The 13,130-nt window shown below is 45.9% G+C and carries 12 protein-coding genes; all 12 read right to left on the bottom strand.

From position 1 onward, the window contains the following. Position 1 precedes the first annotated feature (1 nt). On the bottom strand, positions 2–349 hold the full coding sequence (locus AB3489_RS06530) for a lipopolysaccharide assembly LapA domain-containing protein (protein WP_019225951.1): 348 nt from the start codon (positions 347–349) through the stop codon (positions 2–4). A gap of 34 nt (positions 350–383) precedes the next feature. Further along, positions 384–824, bottom strand: coding sequence for a hypothetical protein (locus tag AB3489_RS06525; RefSeq protein WP_019225950.1), 441 nt, complete (start codon positions 822–824; stop codon positions 384–386). A gap of 180 nt (positions 825–1,004) precedes the next feature. Further along, on the bottom strand, positions 1,005–2,876 hold the full coding sequence (locus AB3489_RS06520; protein WP_368294405.1) for a DUF4153 domain-containing protein: 1,872 nt from the start codon (positions 2,874–2,876) through the stop codon (positions 1,005–1,007). 178 nt (positions 2,877–3,054) lie between these two features. Further along, the gene (ilvN, locus tag AB3489_RS06515) at positions 3,055–3,552 is read right to left on the bottom strand and encodes an acetolactate synthase small subunit (protein WP_019225948.1); all 498 of its coding nucleotides are present in this window, start codon (positions 3,550–3,552) and stop codon (positions 3,055–3,057) included. A 2-nt stretch (positions 3,553–3,554) separates the two neighbouring features. Continuing rightward, entirely contained in the window at positions 3,555–5,246 is a 1,692-nt protein-coding gene (gene ilvB / locus AB3489_RS06510; RefSeq protein ID WP_368294404.1) for a biosynthetic-type acetolactate synthase large subunit, read from the bottom strand. A gap of 150 nt (positions 5,247–5,396) precedes the next feature. Further along, a complete protein-coding gene (locus tag AB3489_RS06505) occupies positions 5,397–6,128 on the bottom strand; it encodes an MBL fold metallo-hydrolase (RefSeq protein WP_019225946.1) in 732 nt (243 codons plus the stop codon). 293 nt (positions 6,129–6,421) lie between these two features. After that, positions 6,422–7,420 carry a protein translocase subunit SecF gene (gene secF / locus AB3489_RS06500; RefSeq protein WP_368294403.1) on the bottom strand — a complete coding sequence of 333 codons (999 nt, stop codon included), beginning with the start codon at positions 7,418–7,420 and terminating at the stop codon, positions 6,422–6,424. After that, positions 7,421–8,662, bottom strand: a complete 1,242-nt coding sequence (gene secD, locus AB3489_RS06495; protein WP_019225944.1) for a protein translocase subunit SecD — start codon at positions 8,660–8,662, stop codon at positions 7,421–7,423. 193 nt (positions 8,663–8,855) lie between these two features. Continuing rightward, the gene (yajC, locus tag AB3489_RS06490) at positions 8,856–9,221 is read right to left on the bottom strand and encodes a preprotein translocase subunit YajC (protein ID WP_019225943.1); all 366 of its coding nucleotides are present in this window, start codon (positions 9,219–9,221) and stop codon (positions 8,856–8,858) included. A 185-nt stretch (positions 9,222–9,406) separates the two neighbouring features. After that, positions 9,407–10,528 carry a tRNA guanosine(34) transglycosylase Tgt gene (gene tgt / locus AB3489_RS06485; protein WP_368294402.1) on the bottom strand — a complete coding sequence of 374 codons (1,122 nt, stop codon included), beginning with the start codon at positions 10,526–10,528 and terminating at the stop codon, positions 9,407–9,409. A 92-nt stretch (positions 10,529–10,620) separates the two neighbouring features. Then, a complete protein-coding gene (gene queA / locus AB3489_RS06480) occupies positions 10,621–11,661 on the bottom strand; it encodes a tRNA preQ1(34) S-adenosylmethionine ribosyltransferase-isomerase QueA (protein ID WP_368294401.1) in 1,041 nt (346 codons plus the stop codon). A gap of 6 nt (positions 11,662–11,667) precedes the next feature. After that, entirely contained in the window at positions 11,668–13,026 is a 1,359-nt protein-coding gene (locus AB3489_RS06475; protein ID WP_368294400.1) for a SpoIID/LytB domain-containing protein, read from the bottom strand. Positions 13,027–13,130: the final 104 nt, after the last annotated feature.

Raw genomic sequence — 13,130 nt, 5'->3', positions numbered from 1 at the left:
CCTATTTCTGATATTCAGAAGCGCCGGCAGTATTTTCTTTGGCAACAGTTTGACTGTCTTTGTTCTGACTATCCTTCTGCGGTATATCAATCGGATCAGCATCCGAAGCTGGAGCCCTTTTGCTGGTAAATCGTTTATTGACTTTGGTTTCTTTCCTGCACTTCAATTCCCGGCGGAGTGCAAGGCAGAACATCAGTAAGGCACCGGCAAAGACCGAACAGAAAATAACGAGAACCAGCGGCAAATCTGCTGTCCAGAATAAGAAATGGATTGGAACAACTGCTGCATTTTGAACCGCAAAAATCACCACAATGAGCGCAATAATGATTGAAACTAACAAAATGACCATACTTTTCCCTCCTTTGTATCATTAATTCGTATCATTAATATAGTATATTTCCTATAATAAGCCAACCTGTGCAAAAAATAAACTTAAAAATTGCTTGAAGCACAATCGCTCTGGAAATACTCCGATAGTTGAAAACGAGCGGGATGCCTATAATAGCAGTCCAAATCAGGATCGCCGGTATAAACGGCAGTAGCATTCCAAACAGGAACAGCGAAGTAACACTTCCGCCAGCTACCTTGAGGACACGAAAATTGTGTGTTTTCCTATTCAACAGATACGCCGTAATTAATCCAAAACATATATAGGCAAGAATGATGATTTCCCAGAACAGAATACTTCCTGGTTCATTCACCACAAAATTGACTGCAGATACAATTAGGCCCGCAATCACGAGACCGGAGTAGTTACCAAGAAGCGTTATACCCGCCGCACAAATCAGGATTGATTCCAAACCCAGCAGATTCCAAAACAACAATCCGTCACCCTGCTTTTTGTCAATGTCTAATCTTGTATAGTATTGCCCCGTTCGCGCTGGAATAATTATACTTTGCGGCCAAATCTTATAAATTCTTGATGAAAAAATAGTCCCTGCTACTATTCGAGCAAGAACTACATTCAATTAGAGATCAATTTAAAACTTTAGATTTTAGATGTCTTACTTCTCTTTCAGGTACAACTCATCAAGGTTAAGCCAATAATTGATCCGATCTTCACGGGGGTCCATGCTAATATCAATGTTGCTGAAGACCAGCAGTACGCTCACTTCCGGTGTTTCCAGCTTCAGGCACATATCATCCAAAGCTGCCTGATAGGTTTCCGCCTTACCCGGCGGGAACTTTGCAGCAATCTGGTCGAGATAACCGTTCATATCCTGTTCGAGAATCACACGGTCATCCTTCATAATTTTCAAAGACGGGATATTGTTATTGGCAGGGTACGTCCAATAGATGCTATAGGTGCCTTTGTCGCCGTCAATTGTGATATATTCCTTCCCATTTACAGTTCCCATCTGCTTTACAGATTCCATCTGCATATTAATAGCCCAGCGGTAACCGCTGATATCTACGGGTTCGGCCGGTAACATCAGGGATGTTGCGATATAATTGTCTTTTCCCGGCATATCCTCAGGTTCCGGCCAGGTTTTATCAAAACCTAGTTTGTCTTTGAAGACATCGCTCTGGGCAAGACGTCGATCAAACCAGGACGGCAGCTTTGCCTCACTGGCACTGGCCAAATAGTCAACTGCATCGGTAATCGATTCACGTACTGCGCGTTCCGGTTGGACAGCTGAAGGAGTCAGCTGGTTATCCTGCAGTATTCCCTGGCTGACCAAGATCTTTTCCAGTCGGTTTACCTGCGCAGTGACCGGCAGTGCCTGATAGCCAACGACTGGTAATACGGAGAATACCGCAAGCACACAAGTCAGGACAGCAATTACAGCATGTGATCTGGCCTTTCGTATCATCAGCAGGACAGCCGCTGCTAAGGCCACAATCCAGATCAGTATGAAGGAATATTCAATCGTTTTAAGTCCTGACTTACCCAGCTGGATCACGACTGCCCAGGCTTCGAAGGCGAGAATTACCAGAGCGGCAATCGGATAAATTCGGCGATAGAATTTTGCCAGTGCGGATTCGTAATTGGTGACCATCATATGGAGCCAAATCCCGCCGATGGTATAAGCTGAGGCAATGCCTGAAAGCTGGACGAAAGACGATGCACCTATGCCGCTCATCGTCGTTTTGCCCGCCCATAGAAGCAGAACTGCGGTCAACGCCAGGATAATCGGAATCATGATGCTGCCAAACAGAATTTCAATAAACCGCGGCTGTTTCTGGGCCACTTCACGATGTTCGTCGACTTTTCCTTTGCGAAAATCCGGAAAATAGCCCACAAAAATCGTAAAAACCAAAAAGCCGGTCAGGGTCCCGATAACCATATAAACCTTGCTGCTCATGCCGTGATACAGCAAGGCCTGGACAGCACCTGCAACCCCGGAAGCCCCGCCCATAATCACTGCTCCGTAAATGATAGCGATAAAGAAGGCTTTTTGCGTCATGAATAAGGACCTGGAGAAATCAGACTGGTCTTTGGGATATCCGGCCAGGATGATAAAAACCAGAAAACTGACCAGCATTGCCATACTCACACGGGTAGCAGCCAGAGTTGTAACTATAGCATAGCGGGATTCATCCGGGATTGTTCCTCCAAACAGGTAAAGCGCCAGGAAGGTCATTGCTACAGTCACGACACCGAGCAGGTTAGCAGCCAGAAAAGCCTTTTTCTGATTGATACGGCTTTGGGCAGCAGTAATTGCGGTCAGACTGAATACCGCACCCATTGCAAAAGCCCAATGCAGACAGTTAAACAGAAAGTTATAAGGTTCTTGTTGCGGCCAGTCAAGCTGAATCCTGATCAACGTTACGACGGCAAAACCGAAAGCACAGGCAATTGCAGCTGGAAAAGTTTGAAAGGCCTTCGCTGACCCACGCAAAACCTGGACAATTGACCGGGTAAAAGCATTCATCCGTATACCTCCTTGCCGAAAAATTCCATTTCAAAGTAACAAATCAATTTTGAGTTAGTCTTAACAAATTTTCTACATACATACGCTTATCCCTTCTTCATCGCCGGGGCCTCGTTTATTACGAATATGACAGCAACTACGGACCATCTGGGATCCGCAGTTGCAATTCAATGTTTGGTTAGACGTCTTTGGCGGCTTTTGGGCCCCGGCAGATGGCTATCTTGCCGGTCCTGACGATTTCGATGATTCCGTAGTCATCAAGCAGTTCGCAAATTGCATCAATTTTGACATCTTCACCGGTCAACTCGATGATCATAGTCTCTTTATTAACATCGACAATATGGGCCCGGAAAATTTCGGCGAGGTTTACAATTTCCGCCCTATTTTCCGGCGAAGCCTTCACCTTGATTAAGGCCAGGTCTCTGTGTACCCTGTCCTTTCCTGTAAGATCAATGATTTTGATCACATCAATTAGCTTGGAGAGCTGATTAACAACCTGTTCCAATTCATATTCATCATCGGCATCAACCTCAATAGTGATTCTGGACATGTCGGCTTCCTCGGTATAGCCGGCGTTAATGCTTTCAATATTAAAATTCCTGCGGCTGATCAACCCGGAAACATGGGTCAAAACACCCGGTTTATTTTCCACCAATACGACTAAGGTATGTTTCATTTTCAGCCCCCCAATATCATTTGGTTTAAACCGGCCCCGGTCGGAACCATCGGCAAAACATCCTCTTCTTCAGGAATACGGATATCTATCAGGAATGGGCCTTCCGAGAAGATTGCTTTTTTCAGCACAGCTTCAATTTCTTCTTTCTTATCAAGACGAACGGCAGGAACACCCATCGCTCTGGCGATTTCGACGAAGTCTGCTTTCGTTCTCATACAGGAATGTGCATAATGGCTGTTGTAAAATTCCCGCTGCCATTGGGCAACCATCCCCAAAGATTGGTTATTTAAGATCATGACTTTGACAGGCAAATTTAAGTCGGCAATCGTCATCAGCTCCTGGCAATTCATCATAAAGCCTCCATCGCCGCATATGCAAATGACCTTCTTATTTGGTTCCCCGACCTTGGCTCCCATGGAAGCCGGAAGGCCGTAACCCATCGTTCCAAGTCCTCCGGAAGTCAGCAGGGATCTTGGGTGTTTAAAACCGTAGAACTGGGCGGTCCACATTTGATTTTGCCCCACATCCGTAACCATAACTGCATTTCCTTCTGTGATTTCACAAATCTTTTCAATCACAGGCTGTGGCAGTATTTCATCCGTATCCTTTTTATACGTGAGCGGTTTTTCTTTTTTCCAGCCAGACAACTTTTCCAGCCACGGTTTAAACTGATCCTGCCATTCTTGGGCAGGTTTCTCCTGCAGTTTTTGATAGAACTTCTCGAGTGTCCAACGCAAATCGCCAATCACCCGGATATTTGTCCGGACATTTTTATTGATTTCAGCCGGATCAATATCAAAATGCACGATTTTAGCGTTAGAAGCAAACTGATCCAACCGTCCTGTGACCCGGTCATCGAAACGCACGCCGATCCCAATCAGCAGATCCGTCTCGGTTGTGGACATATTCCCGGCATACGTGCCGTGCATCCCGATCATGCCAAAAAAATGCGGATCATCGCTCGAGACGCAGCCCAGCCCCATCAGGCTCGAGACCGTTGGCACCCCGGTATAGGCTACTATTTTTCGCATGATCTCAGAAGTGTCCGACAGATTTAGGCCGCCCCCGACAAAAAACAAAGGCTTTTGGGCGAATTTAAGCTCGTCAAATACGGCATTCATCGTCTGGCTATCTCCCTCACAGACCGGGGTATAACCTCTTAAATTAACCTCTGCGGGATACTCAAAATCTATTTCTTCAGCAAAGATATTTTTCGGAATATCAATTAAAACAGGACCCGGACGGCCCGTACGTGCAATATAAAAAGCTTCTTTCACGGTCTTCGGCAAATCCCTGACATCCCTAACCAGGTAATTATGTTTGGTAATCGGGGTTGTAATCCCGCGTATATCCGCTTCTTGAAAGGAATCCCGCCCTAAAAAAGGTACGGCAACCTGACCGGTAATCAGCACCAGCGGGACAGAATCCATATAAGCTGTGGCAATTCCAGTGATAAGATTCGTGGCCCCGGGGCCGGAAGTCGCCATACACACGCCGACCTTGCCGGTTGCCCTGGCGTAGCCGTCGGCAGCATGGATTGCGCCCTGTTCATGCCTTGGCAGAACATGAGGAAATTCAGACATATACAGCGCATCATACAAAGTTAAAACCGATCCGCCGGGATAGCCAAAAACGACTTGTACATCTTCCTTTTTAAGACATTCGATGATTGCTTGTGCTCCGGTCATTTTCATTCTGCTATCTCTCCTCTCTCTTGTATGTATTATAGTACAGAACACAAATAAATGCACGAACTATATCAGTTCAGTCTATTCATTGCTCATGTTGTTTATTAACTTACTTGTTGTTTATTAACTTAAATGAAGGACGCACACTGTCTCCAATTAAAATTCTACTGTAAGATTGGTTTTTGCCAGATAGATTTTGCCGGCATAACACCGGGAAGCCTCCGCAGCCAGGTTGGCCGTCTCACCAATATGCGGAAAATGACTCAGCAGAAGTGCTTTCGCCCCGAGTTGTTTTGCCAGGGATGCAGCTTCGACAGAAGTCAAATGCCCCTGGAATAAGCCGGTTTCATGGGCATACAGGCTTGATTCAGTAATCAACAAATCTGCTCCGCCCTCAAACCGGCTTAAATCAGATGCAGGCCCAAGATCACCGGTATAGACCAGGACTTTGCCGGCATATTCGAACTTCATTGCCAGGTTGTAGGCATCATGAACGGTTGGCGCAAAGGATATTTTCAAGCCGTCAAGATTGAGAACCGCATCCGGCTTTATTTCGATACCGTTGCTATATTCACCAAAGGTTAATTCCTTAAAACGTCCCGGCTGATTACTTGCATAAACAGGAAGCGGCTTTGTTCTTTTCTTGAACGCAAACGCAAATTTACTCGCATACAAAAGGCATCCGAGGTCTGCCGTATGGTCATGGTGAAAATGGGAGATAAAAACCGCGTCGATCTGCTCGTGGGAAACATGCTTCCATAAATTTGCCAATACCCCGCTGCCGCAGTCCAACAGGACCTTATGCCTGCCTGTCTGCAGAAGATACCCTGATGTCGCCTCTCCTGCTTCGGGATATGCTCCCCAGCAGCCCAGAACTGTTAGCTTCATTATTCCACGTCCTTTCTAAGCGTATGTGGTATCTTAGTTGGGCTGGTCTCCATAATGTATAGCTGCTTTCGGCAAATTGCGTCCTCCATGACGCAAATAGCCGCGCTGCGCAATCCATGCTCCGCTTACGCTGTCTATACATTACGGAGACTAGTATTATGTAATTATGTATGAATTATATCAGCAATAACGCTTCTCTTTGCTGTCCTTGGTACTGCTCCGGCAGCATTAACTTCTCCATGAATGTCAAAAAGACCCCGGAAAATCCGGGGTCCTCAAATGATAGCGTAAATTTAGCTTTCGACCGGATTATCTTTCTTATTGTCTTCGCTTGTTCTCTTTTTGATCTCAACGACAAGCTGGCTGGCAATGCAAATGGAAGAATAGGCACCGAAGAATACGCCGATAATCATTGCCAGGGAGAAGGTTCTGGTCGATTCTCCGCCCAGGAGGAAGATCGCGAGCAGAGCAATCAGCACGGTGCAGACAGTCTTTACGGAACGGCCCATCGTCTGCCAGACAGATTTGTCCACCATATCCTCGAAGCTGTCTTTCTTTTTCATGCGTCTTTCATTCTCTCTGATACGGTCATAGATGACGACGGTATCATTAATCGAATAACCAAAGATGGTGAGAATTGCCGCGATGAACGCTGCATCAATTTCCCACTGGAATATTGAGAACAAGCCCAAAGTAATAAGTATATCATGCAGAAGCGCAATGACGCTCGAGACAGCATAAACAAAACGGAAACGGAACGAAACATAAATCAGGATCAAAACAGACGCAACAGCCAGCGACTTCATCGCTCCCGATTTCAGTTCGTTGCCGATAGCAGGCTGAACAAGCTGTTCTTCAACATTTTTTATATCGAACGTTCCAGCCTGTTTCTGAATTGCCGCCAGAAGCTCGTCCCTCTTGGTCTGATCCAAAGCTTCCGTTCTGACGATAGCCGAAATGTCACCATTTGTCAGCTGTACGCTACCGGTCAGCCCGACAGAATCCATGGCCTGGTTGATATCCGCTTGGGTTACTTTTTCGTTAAACTGAATATTGAACATCGAACCGCCTTTATAGTCGATGCTGAGATTCAGTCCTTGCGTACAAAGAGAAACAATACCAGGAATCAAGAGAAGCAAAGAAAGCGCAAACCAGATATAGCGTTTTTTTACTATATTAAAATATAATCTATGTTCATGTTTGACATCATCGTAACTGGCCTCGCTGGCGGCAGGGGTAACGACCGGGGCCGCATTTTTAGGTGTTTTTTTGTCTTTATACTTGTCAGCCACTTATTTTACCTCCTTTACGCCAAACAGCCATTTGCTCATCCGCGGGTTGATTCCGACAATCCAGCGCATAACCCAGCGGGTAAACGTGATGGCCGTAAACAGGCTCGCAACAATACCGACGATCAACGTAATTGCAAAACCTTTGATCGAAGCAGACCCGAGCAGGAATAATGCCAGGGCAGCAAAAATGGTCGTAATATTGGAGTCAAACACCGTAATGAAGGCCCGGCTGAATCCGGCATCCACGGCAGCCCGCAGCGATTTGCCAAGCTTTAGTTCTTCCTTGATTCTTTCGTAGACAATAATATTCAAATCGACGGCCATTCCAATAGAAAGGACAAATCCTGCTATGCCTGGCAAAGTAAGAACCGTCCCGATTCCGTATAAGACCCAGAGTACAATCACCGAAAAAACGATAAGTGAAAAGTCAGCGACCAACCCTGGTAAACGATAGAGCACCAGCATGAATAAGAAAATAAAGATAAGCGCAATGACGCACGCATTTAAACTCTTATTCAAAGAATCCGCACCTAGAAGCGCACCCACCTGGTTTTTTTCAACAATGCTCATGCTGACCGGCAATGCACCGGAACGGAACATAACAGCATACTGGGCTGCTTCTTCCAACGACGAATAGCCCTGGATCTGACCTTGCCCGTCCACAATCGGCACAGAAACTTCCGGATCTTGGATCTTCCTCTCATCCATATAGATACCAATCTTTTGACCGAGATATTTCGTTGTGATATCCGCAAACTTTGAGGTACCCTCAGAAGTAAACGATATTTGCACGACATAATCCGTGCGACCTCTGGAAGTATCGACCGCTGCCTGGGCATTCTTCAGCATGGAGCCGTCCATCAGGATATTTCCATCCGGATCCCGGAAAGTCAGCTTAGCGGTTGTTTGCAGAACTTTAACAGCCTCATCGGGATCAGCGACTCCGGCCAATTCAATAATAATTCTTTTTTTATCATAGTTCGTCTGAATATAGGGTTCGGATACTCCGAGCCCGTTAACACGTTCTTCAATGACAGCCCTTGCTTTATCCATATCGTCGTTGGTAATCGCTGCGCCATCTTTACCCGGTTCAGCCTGTAAAACCAGATGAACGCCACCGCGTAAATCAAGTCCTAACGGAATCCCGGTTTCAGAATTCGTCAGCGGCTGAATCGAAAAGAAAACGACAACAGCAACGAGAATGACAGTTACTGCAAGTTTTAAAGTATTTCCCCGTTTCATTCTTTTTCCTCCTAATAGAATAAAGGGACTTGCCCATACAAGCATCATTATATCCCTTTTGCATTTGAGGTGTCAATTTCAAAGCTATAAGCAAGTGTTACAGCACTTGCTTATATTTGGATACTATGCAATAGATTTCAAACTTCGCCAATAACAAATTTCCGTAATCAGAACTGTTGTTTAACGCAGTTTATTATTTAACCTCAGCATCGTTGTCTTCATCGATTACTTCAGTCTCTTCAACCTCTTCTTCAGGTTCAGGCTTATTCTTCTTATTACTCTTGACAGGTGTATCTTTGCCGCCTTCAGCACTTTTGATCGCAGACTTCAGTATTTCAATTTCAACGTTATTGGCGATCTTGATGACAAGCGTATCTTCTTTTATTTTGGTAATGGTGCCCAATATCCCGCCAATCGTTGTGACTTTAGCCTTCATTTTAATGGACTCCATCAGTTTCTGCCGCTCTTGTTTCTGCTTTCTGCTCGGCAAAACAAACATAAAGATAATCATAACTACAAATAGTACAAAATACATCATCGTTGTCGTGGTTTGATCCATAAGTAAAGAATCCCCCTTAATTGTAAATTACCTAAATATGCATACTCATTTCATTATATCATCTTTATTCCGCAAATTCAGCGTGTATTTAGATAATTTTTCTATTTAAATTTTTTTATTTTAACTTAATTTCTAAGCTAATTTTCAGGACCTTATTATCTATACGTATATTTCATATGATTGTCTTATTTTTTATAACCATAGTCCGCAAAGAATTGTTTCCGGTATTCCGGAAGCTGGTCTTCGGCAATCGCCTGGCGGACCTCTTTCATTAAATGGGTTAGAAAGTGCAAGTTATGGATCGTCATCAGCCGGTGTCCGAAAATCTCATCCGCTTTGATCAGGTGCCGGATATACGCCCGGGAATAATTCTGACAGGCATAACAGCTGCAGGTAGGATCAATCGGCGTAAAATCATCGGCATATGTGGCATTACGGACCACAACCTTGCCAAACCTCGTCATTGCTGTCCCATTTCGGGCAATACGCGTCGGCAGCACACAATCAAACATATCAATTCCGCGCATGACACCCTCGATTAAATCATCAGGTGAACCCACACCCATCAGATATCTTGGTTTAGCTTCGGGCAGCAGCGGAACGGTATAATCCAGCACTTCGTACATCATTTCTTTAGGTTCGCCGACGCTCAAGCCTCCCAGCGCGTACCCTGGCAGATCGAGTTCGGTAATTTCCTGAGCGCTTTGTTTGCGGAGATCCTCATACATCCCGCCTTGAACAATGCCGAAAAGTGCCTGCTTATCTGTAGTCGTCAGCGTATTTTTGCAGCGCTCCAGCCAGCGGAAGGTCCGTTCAGCGGATTTCTTCGTGTACTCCCGGTTTGCCGGGTAAGGCGTGCACTCATCAAAAGCCATCACAATATCCGAACCAAGAGCGATTTGAATTTCCGTCGCTTTTTCCGGACTTAAGAATTGTTTGGAGCCATCAAGATGGGATCGGAATTCCACTCCCTCTTCGGTAATTTTCCGTAAATCACCGAGACTGAAAACCTGAAACCCCCCGCTGTCGGTCAAAATCGCGCCATCCCAGTTCATAAATTTGTGCAGGCCGCCTGCGCGTTTAATCAGTTCATGACCCGGACGCAAAAACAGATGATAGGTATTGCTTAAGATCATGTTGGCTCCGAGCGCCTTCAGTTCTTCCGGGCTGACAGATTTTACGGTAGCCTGAGTCCCCACCGGCATAAACACAGGCGTCTCTATCATGCCATGAGGCGTATGAAGTCTTCCCAGACGGGCCTTGGTACGGGTGTCTTTCTTTAGTATTTCCAGTTTAACGGCCGCCAAAACATTTCTTCCTCTCTTTTTGTGAAATTAACCCGGAAACATGGCCTTCTCCATGTGTTAACCGGAATTAGAATACGTGCATTTTTCCCATGTTAAACTAAAAACATGGCGTCCCCAAAACTGAAGAAACGATATTTCTCACGGACTGCGGTCTGATACGCTTCCAAAATCAATTCCCGGCCTGCAAATGCACTAACCAACATCAGCAGTGTCGAGCGCGGAAAGTGGAAATTCGTGATTAAGGCATCGACAATTTTGAATTGATATCCGGGGTAGATAAAAATATCCGTCCATCCTTCAGTTTCGGACAGCACATTCCCGGAAGCATCCTGACAAAGTCCCGCTGCGGATTCCAACGTCCGGACTACGGTTGTCCCAACCGCAATCACCCTGCGGCCTTCTTTTTTGGCCAGAGAGATTCTGGCGGCAGTCTCAGAATCTATGCTGAAATACTCCGTGTGCATTTGGTGTTCGGTGATTTCTTCCGTCTTCACCGGCCGAAACGTTCCCAGCCCGACATGCAGCAGGACTTCAAGAACCTCGACTCCGTTGTCCGTAATCCTCTGCAGCAGCTCTTCCGTAAAATGCAGGCCTGCAGTAGGTGCCGCGGCCGAACCGTTTTCTTTGGCATAAACAGTCTGATACCGCTCTTTATCGTTTAATTTTGCTGTGATATATGGAGGCAGAGGCATCTCGCCGAGACTGTCCAGGACTTCCTCAAACAAGCCGGAATACGTAAAATGAATGATCCTGTTTCCGTCGTCAAGAATTCCGATCAGTTCTCCGCACAAAAGTCCTCCCCCGAAAACAACGGTTTGACCCTGTTTTAACCTTTTGCCGGGCTTAACCAGGACTTCCCAGCGGTCCCTGTCTATTCTCTTCAGCAGGAGCACCTCAATTTTTGCTCCGGTACCTTCTTTTTGCCCAATTAATCTGGCCGGAATCACCCTGGTCTTGTTCAGGACAAGTACGTCTCCCGCATTGAAGAATTGTACAATATCCTGGAATAAGTAATGAAATATTTCACCTTTGGCTTTATCCACCAGCATCAGCCTTGATGAATCCCGCGGTTCTGCCGGCGTTTGGGCAATCAGCCTTTCCGGCAAGTCGTAATCAAAATCCTCCAACCTCATTCTCTGCTACTCCATTTTCACCAAATCAATATTTTTGTAGTAATAGTTTAGGATATCCTGATAAGAATAACCTTGCATTGCCATATCATAGGCACCCCATTGGGACATCCCGACGCCGTGTCCCCAGCCCCTGCCGTTGAAAACAAATACACCGTATATCCCAGGTTTTTCTGCTATACCGTCATTGGAGCTTTTGATCCTGGAGAGCAGCGGACCAGTGCCTTCTTCCGCAGAGGTCCCTGCCAAAGAATTCCCAGTCAAAGAAATCTCCGGAGTCTCCGGGGTATTTTTCTGAAGTACAGGCATGATATATTCTACCTGAAATAGTCTTCCAAGGAAAGAATCATTTGAAAGAGGTCCTTCAGGATAAAACTTGCGAACGAAATCTCCGCCGGATACCAATTTTTCGTTGCCTAACCAGTCTTGAAGCACGACACGGTATACGCGGCCCGATACATATTTCGCCAGCTTCACCTGTCTTACCGGGGCGAGATCAAAAGCTTCTCCAAGAACATCCGCGGCAATTACAAACCTCCAGTGATCGGTATAGCCTCCAATGCCGTTGGAAAACGGATCTGGAGTGGACGTATAATGAGCGTCCTGATTCTGCCAGACATTCTGGGGGGCCTCCATATAACCACCGTTATGTGAAGAGTAGAAAATTGAAATGGGTCTGCCGGTATCCTGATCAGTCAGGACCTCTCCCGTCGTTGCTGTCACCGCCTGGCTGGCTTCCCCTTCCACTGATCTGCCGAGGTAAGCCTGATGGATATTGGGTGAATCCGTGATAACGCCACCATTTATATTTTTCAGCAAATATGTCCTTGCGGCGACCGCCTGCGCTTTCAGGGCTTCGAAACCTTTTGCGGCCCAGGCATTGCTCATCTCTATCGGAACGACGCCTTTCAAGTAGTCTTCCTGCTCAAGTGAATTATACAGCTTCCAGCAACCGTTTTCTTTCACAATGGAAAGATTTCCGCGGTAGCTGATCCAATCCTTTTCGGGTTCTCTGACCCGAAAAACGCCCTGATCTTGAGAAGTAAACTTAACTTTATTTTTCTCCAGAATCACGAACTGGTCACCGACAGCCAGGAAATCTACCATACTGCTCTGTCCGATCTGGCAGCGGTCCCCGGCTGTTAAACTGACGCTAACATCATTATAGTCGAGGGTATAACTGCCCTGTCTGACTTCAATTTCCAACCAGCCGGTTTCAGGAAACTGCCAGACAAGCTTCACAGTTACCTCCCTTGCAAGCGCTGCATTCGGTGTCAGGGTAATCAAAAAAAGCATTACAGCAAATAATAGGCAAAAAGCTTTAGACAAAAAAGCGCTCTGTTTAACACCGTAGCCATGGAAAAACATTCGAATCGACTCCTTCACTATCCGGCTGTTAAACAGATTGCCCAACTATCGTTCAGTATATTCAATAATTTTCCTATAGAAAGCTTGGCTTACGCCAAGCTTTT

The sequence above is a fragment of the Dehalobacter sp. TBBPA1 genome (genome assembly GCF_040931655.1).
Taxonomy (GTDB): Bacteria; Bacillota; Desulfitobacteriia; order Desulfitobacteriales; family Syntrophobotulaceae; genus Dehalobacter; species Dehalobacter restrictus.
The sequence above is the reverse complement of the archived record's forward strand: the minus strand, read 5'-3'. Positions and strand labels throughout refer to the sequence as shown.